This window comes from Flavobacterium sp. (assembly GCF_040379285.1).
Lineage (GTDB): Bacteria > Bacteroidota > Bacteroidia > Flavobacteriales > Flavobacteriaceae > Flavobacterium.
Window position 1 is genome coordinate 1 of the sequence record NZ_JBEILJ010000022.1, and the last position, 15754, is coordinate 15754.

The 15754-nt window shown below is 39.5% G+C and carries 13 protein-coding genes; 4 read left to right on the top strand and 9 right to left on the bottom strand.

From position 1 onward, the window contains the following. On the top strand, positions 1–1172 hold a 1172-nt coding region (locus ABWO12_RS06380; RefSeq protein ID WP_353087934.1), incomplete at its 5' end, for a GNAT family N-acetyltransferase. A gap of 15 nt (positions 1173–1187) precedes the next feature. Here the strand turns inward: ABWO12_RS06380 and ABWO12_RS06385 are convergent. Continuing rightward, complete coding sequence (locus ABWO12_RS06385) at positions 1188–1559, bottom strand: DUF4345 domain-containing protein (RefSeq protein ID WP_353087935.1); 372 nt, start codon at positions 1557–1559, stop codon at positions 1188–1190. After that, positions 1556–3469, bottom strand: a complete 1914-nt coding sequence (gene abc-f, locus ABWO12_RS06390; protein WP_353087936.1) for a ribosomal protection-like ABC-F family protein — start codon at positions 3467–3469, stop codon at positions 1556–1558. Before abc-f ends, ABWO12_RS06385 begins: the two co-directional genes overlap by 4 nt. Before the next feature lie 66 nt (positions 3470–3535). On the opposite strand from abc-f, the gene ABWO12_RS06395 reads away from it, so the two are divergent. Continuing rightward, on the top strand, positions 3536–3922 hold the full coding sequence (locus ABWO12_RS06395) for a DUF983 domain-containing protein (protein WP_353087937.1): 387 nt from the start codon (positions 3536–3538) through the stop codon (positions 3920–3922). Here ABWO12_RS06395 and ABWO12_RS06400 read toward each other — a convergent pair. The 7 genes from ABWO12_RS06400 to topA form a co-directional block, all read right to left on the bottom strand. Beyond that, complete coding sequence (locus ABWO12_RS06400) at positions 3888–4958, bottom strand: NAD(P)/FAD-dependent oxidoreductase (RefSeq protein WP_353087938.1); 1071 nt, start codon at positions 4956–4958, stop codon at positions 3888–3890. The two genes, ABWO12_RS06395 and ABWO12_RS06400, sit on opposite strands and share 35 nt — an antisense overlap. A gap of 55 nt (positions 4959–5013) precedes the next feature. After that, positions 5014–5925 carry a type IX secretion system ring subunit PorN/GldN gene (porN, locus tag ABWO12_RS06405; protein WP_353087939.1) on the bottom strand — a complete coding sequence of 304 codons (912 nt, stop codon included), beginning with the start codon at positions 5923–5925 and terminating at the stop codon, positions 5014–5016. Between the two features lie 41 nt (positions 5926–5966). Next, a complete protein-coding gene (gene porM / locus ABWO12_RS06410) occupies positions 5967–7502 on the bottom strand; it encodes a type IX secretion system motor protein PorM/GldM (RefSeq protein ID WP_353087940.1) in 1536 nt (511 codons plus the stop codon). Positions 7503–7555: 53 nt separating this feature from the next. After that, a complete protein-coding gene (porL, locus tag ABWO12_RS06415; RefSeq protein ID WP_353087941.1) occupies positions 7556–8185 on the bottom strand; it encodes a type IX secretion system motor protein PorL/GldL in 630 nt (209 codons plus the stop codon). Between the two features lie 64 nt (positions 8186–8249). Further along, the gene (porK, locus tag ABWO12_RS06420; RefSeq protein ID WP_073363142.1) at positions 8250–9662 is read right to left on the bottom strand and encodes a T9SS ring complex lipoprotein PorK/GldK; all 1413 of its coding nucleotides are present in this window, start codon (positions 9660–9662) and stop codon (positions 8250–8252) included. Positions 9663–9880: 218 nt separating this feature from the next. Further along, positions 9881–11032, bottom strand: coding sequence for a formimidoylglutamase (locus tag ABWO12_RS06425; protein WP_353087942.1), 1152 nt, complete (start codon positions 11030–11032; stop codon positions 9881–9883). Between the two features lie 6 nt (positions 11033–11038). Further along, positions 11039–13543, bottom strand: a complete 2505-nt coding sequence (topA, locus tag ABWO12_RS06430) for a type I DNA topoisomerase (RefSeq protein WP_353087943.1) — start codon at positions 13541–13543, stop codon at positions 11039–11041. Positions 13544–13792: 249 nt separating this feature from the next. Between topA and miaB the strand changes: the two genes are divergently transcribed. Then, complete coding sequence (gene miaB / locus ABWO12_RS06435; protein ID WP_353087944.1) at positions 13793–15244, top strand: tRNA (N6-isopentenyl adenosine(37)-C2)-methylthiotransferase MiaB; 1452 nt, start codon at positions 13793–13795, stop codon at positions 15242–15244. A 3-nt stretch (positions 15245–15247) separates the two neighbouring features. Then, positions 15248–15751, top strand: coding sequence for a YcxB family protein (locus tag ABWO12_RS06440; RefSeq protein ID WP_353087945.1), 504 nt, complete (start codon positions 15248–15250; stop codon positions 15749–15751). The last annotated feature ends 3 nt before the right edge of the window (positions 15752–15754 follow it).

The window sequence follows — 15754 nt, forward strand, 5'->3', positions numbered from 1 at the left end:
CTTTGTGGGGCGATTTTTTAAGCATGACTGATTTACACTTTACGCTTTACAGTACTATAGATTCTTTGCCTGCTTCTTGGGATACAGTAGCTGATGAAAATGCTTTTTTACAAACGCCTTATCTAAGGGTACTGGAGGAATCGGCGCCCACCAATATGCGCTGTTTTTTTATTGGCATTTATGAAAAAGAGCATTTGATCGGCGTTGCTTTGGCACAATACCTGGATATAAGTAAGTTGTATTCTTTTGGCGAACGACAGCATTGCATGAAAACAAAAGTGCGCAATTTTACTTTTCGTCGTTTGGCCCGGCATGTACTTTTTGTTGGAAATACAATGATTACGGGTCAAAACGGGTATACTTTTTTAAAACCCCTTGCACCAGAAGATTTGAGTCGATTACTTCGCGCCATGGCTGATGAACTCATGGCCCATTTTAAGAAGGAAGGCGTCCGCATTCATTTGGTTTCCTTCAAAGATTTTTATACCGCAGAATCACTAGCACTGGGCAGCCGTGCTTTTCGATCGCTTTTTCATTTCTCGGTGCAACCCAATATGATTTTTCGTTTACTCCCCTCCTGGCAAAACATGCAAGATTACGTTGCTGATTTGCAAAAAAAATACCGTGATCAATACAAGCGCGCTCAAAAAAAAGGAGCAGGTATTACTTACTGCGAAATGGATTTATCTATGATACATCAGCATGAAGAAGATTTGTATGCGCTATATCATCATGTGGCGCTCAACGCTCCGTTTAACACCTTTTTTCTCGCGAAGAATCATTTTTATGTTTTTAAAAAACAATGTGGTAATCGATTTAAAGTATTTGGGTATTTTTTAGAAGACAAACTGATTGGCTTTCACACCTTACTTTTAAACGGCCAAACCTTAGAAACCTACTTTTTAGGTTACGATGCAGTACATCAAAAAGAGCGAATGCTGTATTTAAACATGTTATATCGTATGACAGCGTTTGGAATTGAGAACCAGTTTCAACGTATTTTTTTTGGGCGAACGGCTTTAGAAATTAAAAGTTCTATTGGAGCGGAGCCGATTCCTATGTTTGGATTTATGCAACACACCCAACCGCTTGTTCAAAAATTATTGCCGCATTTATTTAAAAATCTTGAACCCCCGATACGATGGGAGCAGCGTCATCCGTTTATAAGATGAACTAAAGAAAGGTAATCAAATATTTGAAGATGAATACTTTCGCAATTGCAATGCGGCATATAGCCCTAAAATAAACTCCCCAACAATCCCAAGTACAAAAATTGGTGCGGGCATTCCCGTCAAGATCCAAGCGACGATTCGGCCGAAGACCAATCCCCACATAAATAAAAGTGTAGACCAAGTGGCTGCTACCCAATACTCCGGTTTGATAATCCCTACCACCCAAAACAAGGCGAAGGCGATATAGAGTCCCATTATTGCTTTCAACACGCTATGCAACGTTGGAGAGGTATCGGTTATTCCAAAAGCCCAATCGGGTGCCAATCCGTAGCAGAGTCCTGCAGGAATTACGATGCTGCTGGCGATAATTAAGTGTAAATTTTTCACGCTTCCAATTCGAGTTGAATCCGTTCCCATTCCTCCAAAAGCTGCTCTAACTCTTGCTTTTTCTTCTCATAAGCAGCAAAAAAGGCAGCATTCTCAATATGTTTGTTGTAATTGGAGGCTAGTTCTTTATCGTCATTTTGTATGGCTTTTTCCAATTCTTGAATTTGACTTTCAATTTTGGACAATTTGTTTTGCAATGATTTTTGGGATTTTTGGGCTTCAAAACTCATTGTTTTTTTCTCCGCTTTGGGTTCGTCTTTAATATCGTTGGGAATTCCTTTTTGTTCAAAATCACGCATGGATTGGGAATTGCGTTGTTCCAAGAAAAAGTTGATGTCGCCGAGGTATTCCCTAATTTTAGTGTCTTTAAACTCGTAAACGGTCGTTGCCAAGCCTTGCAAAAAGTCACGATCATGCGAGACAATCAGAAGCGTCCCCTCGTATTGTTCAAGGGCAGCTTTGAGTACGTTTTTGGACTTAATATCCAAGTGATTGGTGGGTTCGTCCATCAGCAATACATTGATGGGTTGCAACAAAAGACGGCATAAGGCCAAGCGGTTCCGTTCGCCTCCTGATAACACTTTGACTTTTTTCTCCACATCATCGCCGCGAAATAAAAAGGCACCCAACATGTCGCGGACTTTGGCTCGATTGGCATCGGTAGCGGCCTCGAGCATGGTATCCAAGAGCGTTTTTTCACCGTCTAAATGATCGGCTTGATTTTGAGCAAAATAGCCAAGCTCAACATTATGACCCAGCTTTATGGTCCCTTCATAAGGAAATGCATTGACAATCGCTTTTATAAATGTGGATTTACCTTGACCGTTTTGTCCCACAAAAGCGATTTTACTTCCGCGCTCCACCAAAAGTGAAATCCCTTGCAATACTTTTTTCGCCTCAAAAGCTTTTGACACATCCTCTGCTTCAATGACGACACGGCCTGGCGTTTTCGAAACAGGAAAAGATATCGCCATAACGGCATTATCGTCTTCATCGACTTCAATGCGTTCGACTTTTTCCAACTTTTTAATCATCGATTGTGCCATGGCTGCTTTGGTTGCTTTGTAGCGAAAGCGTTCAATCAGTTTTTCGGTTTCTTCTATCTTTTTTTGCTGATTGCGTTGGGAGGCTAATTGTTTTTCACGAATATCTTCGCGAAGAACGAGGTATTGTGAATAGGGTTTGTTGTAATCGTAAATTTTACCTAATGAAATTTCTATGGTTCGGTTGGTCACGTTATCCAAAAACATTTTATCATGAGATACAATCACGACTACGCCTGGAAATGTTTTCAAAAAGCTTTCCAACCAAATAATGCTTTCAATATCCAAGTGATTGGTGGGCTCATCGAGGAGTAAAACATCGTTGGATTGCAATAAAAGTTTGGCAAGTTCAATACGCATGCGCCATCCTCCCGAGAAGGTTTCGGTGGGGTTGTTAAATTCCTCCCGTTTGAATCCTAAGCCCAATAAAATGCGCTCGGTGTTTCCCACATAATTGTAGCCGTCCAGCAATTCAAAACGATGCGTGAACTCGGACAAATCTTCAATCAACTGACTGTAGGCTTCGCTTTCGTAATCGGTTCGCGTTACCAATTGATGGTTTATATCCTCAATTTTTCGCTCGATATATTTAATTTCTTCAAAAGCTTCATACGCTTCTTCGAGTACGGTTCGTCCTTGTTCAAAATCGATATCTTGACGTAAAAACCCTAATTTAATATCGCGCTCGGTGGCAATTGTCCCACTATCGGGTTTGATGTCGCCTGCCAAAATTTTGAGCATGGTTGATTTACCGGCGCCATTTTTCCCAACGAGTCCGACGCGATCGCCCGAACCCAATCGAAAGGTTACTTCTTCAAACAAATAGGTACCTCCGAAAGAAACCGATAAATTATGGATATTCAACATAAAATTGTGACTTAAGTTACATGGGATAAAAAGGGTTATTTTACCTTTGTATCAAATTATTTGCAAATGTTAAAAAAAGGCTGGAAAATCAATAGTATTTTAACAGGAAGTTGTCCTCGATGTCAGGAAGAAAACATGTATGTGGAAAAAAATCCGTACAAATTGAGTAAAGTTTACACCATGCATGAAACCTGTAGTCATTGCCATTTGCGCTATGAAATTGAACCTTCGTTTTTTTATGGGGCCATGTATGTGGCTTATGGTGTTTCGATTGCGTTTGGAGTGGCTATTTTTGTAATCACCAAATTAATTCTTGGACTCTCAGCCAAAACGGCATTTATCGCTTTGGGGATTGGGATTTTAGTCTTAATGCCCATCACCGCTCGTATTGCACGTAACATTTATATCAATATGTTTGTCAATTACGATAAGGATTGGCGTAAAAATGCTTAAACCGTTGGATATCGATATGAGGATCTAGAGGGATTCCCCATTCTAAAGATTCAAATAAAGCCTTAGCCATAGCGGGCGCAAGCAACACGCCACGGGTACCCATTCCATTCAAAATATGCAAATTAGAATGTAATGGATGTGTTCCGACTAGAGGACGTCTGTCTTTGACGGTGGGTCGCACACCTGCACAATGGGCAACCACTTCAAAATCACTTTTCATAAAAGATTTTAATCCTTGAATTAATTCTTCACGTGCTGCAGGGGTAGGCCTATCGGTTTTGTCTTGCCAGTCATAGGTCGCGCCTACTTTATAAAGATCGTTCCCTAAAGGAAAAATAAAGACTCCCGATTTATAAATGGCCTCGAGCTTTAATTCGGGAGCACGAATGACCAACAACTCCCCTTTGGTACCGTCAAGGGGAAGCGTACGGAAAAAAGGATTTTGAGACAACCCAAAACCTTCGGCAAAAACGATATGTTTAGCTCTAATTTCGTGATAGGTAACACCTGCTTCCTCTAGTGTGATATCCCCATAGTTAAAGGTTTCTCGAATAAGGACTTCTTCTTTTTCAAGGCGTTGATGAAACTGCTGCAGTACTATTTTTGTATCGACATAGCCGCAATTTGCAACGCATCCTAAATGAAAAGGGGCGTCTATTGAGAGATGCGTATTATGCACTAATGGAGTCACTAGAAACGAACTTAATGCCGGTTTATCGGCAGCGGTAAACCAATTATTTTGTTCTTCTATGGAATGAAGTACGCGGTACAGGGGCAAAGGGTAATCTAAGGTACATTGAAGATCTGCGGATAATTCTTGATAAAAATTATGGGCAATTTGAAGCTGTTCTTGGGCATTCCATATCGAAGTGAATCGTTTGAGCACAACGGGGTTATAAAGCCCTCCGGCGATCAGCGATGCGTTTTGAGAGGCATCCTCGAACAACAGAAACGTGCGGTTGTTTTTGCGACAATACTGCGCAAAGGCTAAACCGGCTAAACCGCCACCAACAATGATATAATCGTGTGTTGTCATAAAAAAAACTCCCACCAAAGGTAGGAGTTTCTATGTTTAGAATTGAAATTGAATTTTAGTAATTCCACATGTCTTGTTCAAAATTACGAATCTTCTCTTTAACGCGTTCTGACTCTAAGAGCTGGGACTGTGCGTTGTCTTTCATGTAATCTTGAATAGTACGGTCGCCGTAAACGTTTTCTTCTTTGTAAACCACACCATTAAAACGGCGTGAGTTCAACAATTGATCAAACGTAATGGGCATAGCGGAATTTCGGTCATTGAATGCTTTGGCTTCATGCAGAATATTTCGAACTGCTGGAAAATAAACCCAGAAAAGTTCAATAGGATCATTATTTCCACGAGCTTTATCGCGAGCCTCTACAGCTAAAGGACAAATAGCCATCAAGCGATATTTCAATTCACTTTGACGTTTATCGAAGTACCAAAAACCTTTAACTTTATACCCAGAAATATCTGAAGCATCTAATTCAGTTTCATTGATGAATTGTTTATCAAGTACTTTTTTGCCTGACTTATAATCCTCATAATAATTGTTGATTTCGTCTTTACCGGCATCAGTTGTATCAATAAACTTAAACACAGACTCCATGTCTTTTAGTGACTTTTTAATATTAAAATAGTCATCTCCATAGACTTCAGTGATTTTACCATCTTTAATTCCTTTTAGCAAAACAGCAAATAGGGAACGTCGTTCTTTTCCAACAAATGCTGTATCAACAGGGTAATAAAGGGGAAAATTTATTCGTTCATCCAAGTCAATGTTTTCCCAAATCATTTTACCCATCAATACATCGCGATCATGCACATAACCATAGGGTAATGGTTTGTCATTATCGGAATCCAATTGGGCCGCTGTTTTTTTTCCAATCTCATCGGGCGATTTTGCGTTCAATAAGTTGGACTGTGCGGTTACCGAAGAACCAACTACAGCTAAAATGAGTACTAAAAGGCTTTTCAATTTCATTTTTTTCTTTTGTTTATTTTACAAACGCTTTTAGAGAAGCATTATTGTATTTCATAGATGGCAGGAGCCGCAGTTTTTACTTCAATCGAACCTGCTCCATCTACTTTAGATTTAATATCTGAAATAGTAACTTGATCACCTTTGGATACACGAGCTAAAGCTGCGATACATTGAGCGTTCAAACGATCACCATTAACAACAATAGAAGCTTGACCTGGAACCTTAAATACAAATTGCGTAACACGGAATTTCAAGTCATACAAGAAATCAGGTAAGATAGCTGAAATTTGAGAAGCTTGTAAACGTGATTTAGCCCCTTTTTGAACTCCAGCAGTTCCTCCTATAGCACCTTGTGGAGCAGGAATGTTCTTGATACGAAAAACTTTTTTATCATTAACCGTTTTACCATCAGTCATTTTTCCTGAAACATTAATAACAACTTCTGTACCTGCACCAGGGTTTAAATCATATTTTCCTTTACCTAAATTTTTCAACCCAGCAGCCGTAGCAGTGACATTATTATCAGAAATACCCGCAATAGAAATTGTCATTGGGTTAGGTAAACCACGGTAGACCACATTCATTTTATCCGCTGAAATGTTGGCAGAATTAGGACGTGGAACAACCACATATTTACCTTCAAAAGGTAACTTAACTGGTTTACCGTCTTCCATAAATGTGAAGCTACCGTTTAAATTTTGCTCTCCGATACTTCCCGCTGTAGCATTAATTACTGCTTGTCCATTAACTACTTTACCTGGACCTGCAAAACTTGCTACCTTTACATTTTCATCATATTTACCGATAACAACTTTACCTGTAACTTGTTCACCCTGAAAATAAACATTTTTATCTAAGGCTACAATAGCTTGAAAATTTTTCAAAGACATAGTCTCAATAGCAGCTTTCCCTAATAAAATTTGGTAAATGTCTGCTTCAGCTTTCTTAACATCATTTTGAGTCAAAGCAATTTTGGCTAAAGTTGCTATTGCTGGAAAACCTTTGAAGTGATAATCGAGATATTTTTTTGTTACACCTTCACCATCTTTAACGTCTTTTGTATTGAATTTTGTATCTAATTCACGTACGATTGGTGTTAGCTTTACATTTTCTCCCAATACTTGCTTCATGTCAGCAAGATATTTTGAATAGGCCTCAATGATTTCTTTACCTTTTGATGAATAACCATCCCCTTGAAACCATTTCTCATCTATATTTGATTTATCCATAGATTCATAGGGTAACTTACCTGTTTTTTCATCTACAGGAAAATCCTTTAAAATATCAGCTTTTAAAGTTTCGATATAATCATAAAAAGATTTAGAAATATCTTTTACGCGATTTGCTTGATCTAAAGCCACTTTAAAGTTTGCATTTTCAGAAGCTTTTGACGCTAATACAGAAAGCATTTCTTCGTTTGCTTTTTTAGCACCAGCATTAACTTCTTCAAATTTTTCGTTCATCAAACCGAACGCCGAAAGCACTTCTTTCGACATGTTCAAGGCTAACATCGCGATGAAAACCAAGTACATCAGGTTAATCATCTTCTGTCTAGGGGTTAATTTTCCTCCTGCCATTTCTTCTAATTAGTTTTAATTCGTTAAAATAAATAATGAGCGTTTAAAACTAATTATCGGTTGCTCATTGCAGACAACATACCTCCATATACAGAGTTTAACGACTGTAAGTTGGAAGCCAACGACTGCATTTGATCTTTTAATTTTAAGTTGTTTTCAGCTACTTCATTGTTGATTTGCGCGTTACGCTCAGCAGATTGTAACTGTACTTGATATAAACTGTTTAGAGTTTCCAATTGCGTAGCCGCTTTGGTCATTTCTTCAGCATATTTTTTTGTTGAAGCCACAGAGTCAACCGTAGGAGAAATTGCTTTTGCAGCACCTTCAAAATTTTTAATGCTGTTACCTAAGCTAGCCATCAATTCACCATCAATTTTAGCTTCTTTTAACAAGTTGTCTAATTTTTGTGACAACAAACCTTGAGCTTCTGCTGGGTTTTCTTTTTTCTCACGTGGTTTAGCTTGACCTCCTGCTAACTCAGGATACACCAAAGACCAATCCAATTCTTTCTCAGGAGCATCAAAAGCAGAAAGACCAAAAATCAAAGCTTCTGTACTTAACCCGATGATCAACATTTCACTCGCTCCAGGCCAGTGCATCAATTTGAACAACGCTCCAATAATTACAACAGCTGCACCCATACCGTAGGTGAAATTCATAACTCTAGGTGGTAATAGTCCCATAATAATAATAATAATTTAGTTAGTTAAGTTTAATATAATTAAGTTAGTTAATATACAATTTGAATTAGCGGCGTCTTCCCGCTTTTCCAGCGTTACCAGTTACTTGCGTACCCATATAATCCTGTACGGTACGGAAACCAATATAACTACGTGCTGTATCTTGGTATTCGAAATCACGTGTTCCTACTTGAAGGAAATATGCCACATCTTTCCATGAACCGCCGCGAACTACTTTTCGCTTGTTGGACGTATCTGGCACATTAGGATTCATTGTAGACACGTATTCATAAGCCGCTGCGTCATACGAAGAATCAGTCCACTCCGCTACGTTACCAGACATATTGTAAAGATTGTATCCGTTTGGCTCAAATGATTTAGCTTCCACGGTGTACAAAGCTTGATCGGCTGCATAGTCTCCACGATTCGGCTTAAAGTTTGCCATAAAACAACCCCGATCGTTTTTTGCATAAGGTCCTCCCCAAGGATAGGTTGCTGATTCTAGACCACCGCGCGCTGCATATTCCCATTCTGCTTCGGTAGGTAAACGGAAAGAGTTTACTAAATCTCTCCCTTTTTTCTTAGATTTGATATACACGTTTTTATTTAACGTTCTCCATGCACAAAATGCTTTAGCTTGTTTCCAATTCACTCCCACTACAGGATAATCTCCATAAGCTTGGTGCCAGAAATAATCATTGTGCATTGGCTCATTGTATGAATACGCAAAATCTTTAATCCATACAGTAGTATCAGGATATACTCTCGTTTTTTCATTACGGATAAACTTGCTACGCTTTCCTACTTTAGCTTTTGCTGCAGCTTGAATATCCATCCATGAGTAACGGAATTCTAATTTATTAACATCAATAGTACGTAACCCATTATAAGATTCTGTAGCAGGTAAGTACATAGAATCCATAACTTCTACATAATATTCATCAGGATATTTTTTGGTGTCGGTAATCAACTTTACTTTACGATTCAAACGACGACCAGCATACGGATCGTCAGCTGTACCCACACTGTAATAATTCTCATACATATATTTATCATATGGCGTCATTTTCGCGGGATCTTGATCTGCAAAAGCGAAATCACCGATACTTCCACCGCCTTTTCCACCTTTGCCTGCTCCAGGCTTTACACCTACTTCATCCGCTAAGATGGCTAAACGTACACGAATGATAGAGTCCTTAACCCATTCTACAAACTGGCGGTATTCACTGTTTGTGATTTCTGTTTCGTCCATATAAAAGGAACGAACCGTCACTGTTTTCGTAGGCGCATCTTGTACATTAGCTAAATCATCATCTGATTTACCCATAATGAAAGCTCCTCCAGGAACCAATGTCATTCCGTAGGGTTTTTCAGGATGCCATTTTTTACCCTTAACTCCTACTAATTCGCCCTTATCACTGGACTTTCCGCAGCTGGCTAATAGGGTTAAAACAGATGCAAACGCAATGAACTTCTTCATATAACTTGGGTTAATTTATATTATTTTTTGAGGCCGTAAACCTATCTATTATTTTTCAAAAAAACAATTATTTGCCTCTTAATTTTTTTTTTACAAATCAAAAATACAACTTAAGTTGAATTGACAATAAAAAAAAGTCGATTAAGTGTATTTTTTTGTCGCTTAAAAGCAATTTTGCTGTTTTTTGAAATATATTTCTTACAAATATTACTTAATTGTTATAAAATACTCTTTCGTTGCGCTTTCCACCAGCGTTCGGGGAACTCTTGATTGCAAGCAGCCAAATAATCGTCATGAGTACAGGGCAATAACGTGTTTTTATGAAGCTTATTGTGTATGTTCGAAAAAAATGGAACTTCGATCCACCAACGGTCGGTTTTATTACTCTTATAAAACACGATTTCTTCACTCTCAAAGGGTACTATATACTTTAAATAATGTTCCCGACTACCGAAGGGGTATTCATTAGAACGGAAATTCACTCCTTCCATAAAATACCAAATAATTTGCGCGATAAGTGGCGCTTCTTGTGAAGTGGCTTGATGATTAAAAATACCAAAGGCACTTACTTTATCGCTAATCCCTGCGTAACGTGCCAAAGCACAAATTTCTTTTCCATTAAATCCGTTGGGTTGAAAATCGATAAAATTACCAGAATCCGATGATTTCACTGAGGTCATATCCAAACTCACCAAATCAGCATCCCGAAAAACGGGTTCAGCAAGGGCTACTTGTGCACTCACATCGCCTAAACGATAAGCATCAAAGTATAATTTCTCGATTAAATCAATTTCTTCTTGCGAATTATAATAGGTTTGATACCCTACATTACTGTAATTAAACAAATTCGTAGGCTCTTCTACTATCATTTTGGATAAATACGCCAACGCTGGAATGCTGTCGTCTTGTTTGCCAAAATCAAAACGGTTGTCAATCGCAACCAAGTTGACCATTTGCTCCAAATCATCATACCCTCTATAAACGGCATACGTAAGGTCCTGAGAACCTCCGATAATAACAGGGATAATTTTATTCTTTAATAATTTGGTAACCACCTTTCGCAAGGCATAATAGGTATCCTCTGGCGAATTACCAGGATTGATATCGCCCATATCGGCAATAATTTTATTCCAATTGCCAGGAAACAATCGATACAATTGCATTCGTATTTCGGAGAGGTCCTCGAGCGCCACATAATTTTGCGCTCCCCTATTTTCAGGAACCCCTATGATGGCAATGTCTATTTGGGCGACATCGGGAAATGCCTCTTGGGTGTGAAAAACAACTTTTTGTCCCAATTGTTGTGAAGACAATCGTTTGATATCGATAATCAAATTGGTCTCCAAAGGGGTTAGAAAATCAAATTCCATAACCTTTTATTTCTTTTTGGTTGTTGCGGTTTTCTTGGCTGGAGCCTTTTTGGCAGGCGCTTTCTTCGCTGGTGCTTTTTTATCCAACAAGGCTTTAACCTCCTCTAAAGTCAACTTCGAAGCATCAACATCCTTGTTTAATTCTACTTTTAATTTCCCTTTTAAAATGACAGAACGTCCCCACCGCGCCTTTTCGATTCGGATTTTCTCCTCAGGCCATTCTTGAAGCACTTTTTCTTCTTCTTTTTGGAGTTTATCTACAATTAAATTCTGAATATCCTCATCTGAAAGATGGTCGAAATTGTATTTTTTACTCACATTAATAAACATCCCATTCCATTTGATGAAGGGACCAAAGCGCCCAACTCCTTTTTGAACGGGCAACCCATCGTAAGAACCAATTGGGGCATCGGCTTGATTCTTTTCATCAATTAATTGTTGTGCCAACTCCATAGTCGCATCCATAGGGTCCATCCCTTTGGGGAGTGAAATAAACTGTTTCCCAAAACGCACATAGGGCCCGAAGCGTCCATTGTTCACTTCAATTTCCTCCCCTTGATATACCCCTAATTTTTTGGGTAATTCAAATAAGTTCAAAACTTCCTCAAGCGTAATGGTACTTATATTTTGATCTTGACGTAAACTGGCAAATTGTTTGGCCGTATCTTCTGACTCACCAATTTGTGCCATGGGTCCAAATTTACCCAAACGCACTGAGACGGGGTTCCCTGTTTTGGGATCCGTACCCAAAATTCGTTCCCCGCTTTCCCGATCGGCATTTTGTTCAACATCGACCACATTGGGATGAAAATGCTGGTAAAAATCATTCATCATCGCGGCCCAATTGCGGTTTCCTTCTGCAATCTCATCAAAATCTTGCTCTACTTTTGCTGTAAAATTATAGTCGAGAATCGTCTCAAAGTTTTTTACCAAAAAATCATTCACTATAATCCCAATATCGGTGGGCACTAATTTTCCTTTATCAGACCCCACATTTTCGGTCAACGTTTGCGTAATGACCTGACTATCTTTCAACACTAATTGTTGGTATTTTCGCTCTTGACCTTCAAAACTCCCTTTCTCAACATAATTTCTTCCCATAATGGTTGAAATCGTCGGAGCATAGGTCGACGGGCGTCCAATGCCTAACTCTTCTAATTTTTTTACTAAAGAAGCTTCCGTATAGCGACTTGGAGGACGGGAAAATCGTTCCGTGGCCGTAATGAGTTGATTGACCATGCGTTCCCCCACTTTCATGGCTGGCAACATGCCTTCTTGCTCATCTTCTTCCTCGTCATGACCTTCCATATACACTTTTAAAAAGCCTTCAAATTTGATCACCTCACCAGAGGCAATGAAAGGTTCTGAATGGGTATTGGCTACAATTTTAGCCTGGGTACGTTCCAATTCGGCATCACTCATTTGTGACGCAAGCGTACGTTTCCAAATCAAATCATACAACCGTGCTTGATCGCGATCCAAATCGACCGAGTGGCGCGACATATCGGTGGGACGTATGGCCTCGTGGGCCTCTTGTGCACCTTTGGACTTGGTATTAAAATTTCTAGGCTTGCTAAACTCAGGACCATAATACCTTGAGATTTCCTCTTTGGCTGCTGCCATCGCCTCTTGCGATAAGTTTACACTGTCGGTACGCATATAGGTAATTAACCCCGCTTCGTAAAGGCGTTGTGCAATTTGCATAGTAATTCCCACAGGGAGGTAAAGTTTACGTGCCGCTTCTTGTTGCAAAGTCGACGTCGTAAAGGGGGGCGCCGGTGATTTTTTTGCGGGCTTCGTTTCTAAATCCCCTACTGCAAACTGAGCTCCACTATTTAGGGATAAAAATTTAGCCGCTTGTTCTTGGCTTGAAAAGTTTTTAGCCAACTTCGTTTTGACAACTTTTCCTTTTTCATTTACAAATTCAGCCGATACACTGTAGGAGGGTTCCGCCTTAAAGTCTTGAATTTCGCGTTCCCGTTCAACAATTAATCGAACAGAAACCGACTGTACGCGTCCTGCTGAGAGTCCCCCTTTCACTTTTTTCCATAAAACAGGCGACAGTTCATACCCTACCAAACGGTCGAGTACACGACGGGCTTGCTGCGCATTCACCAAATTATAATCGATTCCTCGTGGGTTTTCGATCGCTTTTTGGATGGCAGTTTTGGTAATTTCATGAAAAACAATGCGTTTTGTTTTTTGGTGATCCAACTTCAACTCTTCTGCCAAATGCCAGGAAATCGCTTCTCCTTCACGGTCTTCATCGGAAGCCAACCACACCATTTCGGCCGATTTAGCAAGATCTTTGAGTTTTTTAACCAAGGCTTTTTTATCAGGAGAAACTTCGTATTTGGGCTTGAAGCCATTGGTAACGTCTACTCCTATTTCCTTGGAAGGTAAATCGGCAATATGTCCATAACTCGATTCCACCTGAAAATCTTTACCAAGAAATTTTTCAATGGTTTTGGCCTTGGCAGGCGACTCTACAATCACTAAATTTTTTGCCATTCATTGTTTTGTTTGAGGCAAAAGTAGGTGTTTTTTTTAAATTCCAAGAGTAAGCGTATTCAAATGCCTTTGTTTATGATGCCAAAAGACACCAAATTAAAATGAGTATTTATATAGTTTTTATGTCTGTGCTTTAGAAATTGACGGTAAAACATCTTCCCCTCAAGATTAACACTGCCATCTTGTCATATTTTTGATTTTAGTATTATCTTTGCAGTCCGTTTTACGCAATTGAACGGCACAAGGTCGATGGAAAAAGAAATTAACGAAAGTATACAAGGACAAAGTTTGATTCTCGACGAACGTCAAGGGAATACCAAAAAAATGTTTATTGAAAGCTACGGCTGTCAGATGAATTTTTCAGACAGTGAGATAGTGGCTTCTATTTTAGCCAATGAAGGGTACAATACGACCCAAAATTTGGAGGAAGCCGATTTGGTTTTGGTAAATACTTGTTCAATTCGTGACAAAGCCGAACAAACCGTTCGCAAGCGTTTGGAGCAATACAATGCGGTAAAAAAAATCAACCCTACGATGAAAGTGGGTGTTTTGGGTTGTATGGCCGAACGTTTGAAAGAAAAATTTTTGGACGAAGAAAAAATCGTAGACATGGTAGTAGGTCCCGATGCCTACAAAGACATTCCGAATCTTTTAAAAGAGGTGGAAGACGGTCGCGATGCCAACAATGTGATTTTGTCCAAAGAGGAGACCTATGGCGATATTGCACCCGTGCGCTTAAATAGCAATGGGGTTAATGCTTTTGTATCGATTACTCGGGGTTGTGACAACATGTGTACCTTTTGCGTGGTTCCCTTTACTCGTGGTCGTGAACGCAGTCGTGAACCGCAAAGTATTTTGTCTGAAATTCAAGATTTATGGGATAAAGGATACAAGGAGGTAACCCTTTTGGGACAAAATGTAGACAGTTATCTATGGTATGGTGGCGGCTTGAAAAAAGACTTTATCAAAGCAACCGAAATGCAAAAGGCTACTGCTATTGATTTTGCCCAACTCTTGGATATGTGCGCGACACAATTCCCCAAAATGCGTTTTCGTTTTTCGACCTCCAACCCACAAGACATGCATATTGAGGTGATCGAAACAATGGCGAAACACCACAACATCTGCAAGTATATTCACCTTCCTGTGCAAAGCGGAAGTACGCGAATTTTGGAGGCGATGAATCGACAACATACACGAGAAGAATATATGGCTTTGGTGGATAAAATCTACAAAATCATTCCAGAAATTTCGCTCTCGCAAGATATGATTGCTGGTTTCCCTACTGAAACAGAGGAAGATCATCAAGACACCTTATCCTTGATGGAACATGCCAAGTATGATTTTGGATTCATGTTTGCTTATTCGGAGCGACCCGGCACATTAGCCGCACGAAAAATGGAGGATGATGTTCCTGAAGGGGTCAAAAAACGACGTTTGAATGAAATTATCGCACTTCAACAAAAGTTAGGTTGGGACCGTACCCGCCGCTTTTTAGGACAAGAAGTTGAAGTATTGATTGAAAAAGAATCCAAACGTTCGGATGCCCATTGGAGCGGACGTAATTCGCAAAATACGGTAGTCGTTTTTCCTAAAGAAAATTACAAACCAGGAGACTTTGTAATGGTTAAAGTTACCGACTGCACCTCGGCAACGCTTATCGGAGAAGCTGTTGGTTATGCAGAGCGTATGCAATCGTAAACCATGGAAATTCATATTCAATACCGACCCGATCTACAGGAAATGGCCTTGGCTATGCGGTATGTATTGTTTGAAAAGCCCATCGTAAAAATGCTGCTCTTTACGGTTGGTATTTTATTGGGAGGCAGTCTTTTTGCCGCATTGTATTACCGACTCCCCGAATATTGGGTGGCTTCATTTAACGGTTTGCTGTTGGTAGGCATTGGACTTCTGATATACGGCTATCTACTTTGGACGTTAAAACGTTCTTTGTTGCAAAACTCTAAAAATCAAGAGATACATCACTTGCGTTTGAATGAAAAAGAAATCGAACAAAAAGGAAACAGTTTCGAAGTAACCCGAAGATGGCATTCCATTTACCAAATCAAAGAGACCAAACGTTGGTTTTTGATTTACACCCAACACAACTCGGCTTTACCTATATTTAAACTACAACTGCAACCCGACCAAATAGAAGCCATCCGAACGCTATTAAAGGCAGTGCCCGTAAAAAAACAATTGCTTTAATTT

What these genes read in the sequence shown, in the direction of transcription:
- ABWO12_RS06395 (WP_353087937.1), top strand. Translation starts at nt 3,536, where the DNA reads ATGTTAAAAAAAGGCTGGAAAATCAATAGTATTTTAACAGGAAGTTGT.
- ABWO12_RS06400 (WP_353087938.1), bottom strand. Translation starts at nt 4,958, where the DNA reads ATGACAACACACGATTATATCATTGTTGGTGGCGGTTTAGCCGGTTTA.
- miaB (WP_353087944.1), top strand. Translation starts at nt 13,793, where the DNA reads ATGGAAAAAGAAATTAACGAAAGTATACAAGGACAAAGTTTGATTCTC.
- topA (WP_353087943.1), bottom strand. Translation starts at nt 13,543, where the DNA reads ATGGCAAAAAATTTAGTGATTGTAGAGTCGCCTGCCAAGGCCAAAACC.
- porM (WP_353087940.1), bottom strand. Translation starts at nt 7,502, where the DNA reads ATGGCAGGAGGAAAATTAACCCCTAGACAGAAGATGATTAACCTGATG.
- porL (WP_353087941.1), bottom strand. Translation starts at nt 8,185, where the DNA reads ATGGGACTATTACCACCTAGAGTTATGAATTTCACCTACGGTATGGGT.
- ABWO12_RS06440 (WP_353087945.1), top strand. Translation starts at nt 15,248, where the DNA reads ATGGAAATTCATATTCAATACCGACCCGATCTACAGGAAATGGCCTTG.
- abc-f (WP_353087936.1), bottom strand. Translation starts at nt 3,469, where the DNA reads ATGTTGAATATCCATAATTTATCGGTTTCTTTCGGAGGTACCTATTTG.
- ABWO12_RS06425 (WP_353087942.1), bottom strand. Translation starts at nt 11,032, where the DNA reads ATGGAATTTGATTTTCTAACCCCTTTGGAGACCAATTTGATTATCGAT.
- porN (WP_353087939.1), bottom strand. Translation starts at nt 5,925, where the DNA reads ATGAAATTGAAAAGCCTTTTAGTACTCATTTTAGCTGTAGTTGGTTCT.
- porK (WP_073363142.1), bottom strand. Translation starts at nt 9,662, where the DNA reads ATGAAGAAGTTCATTGCGTTTGCATCTGTTTTAACCCTATTAGCCAGC.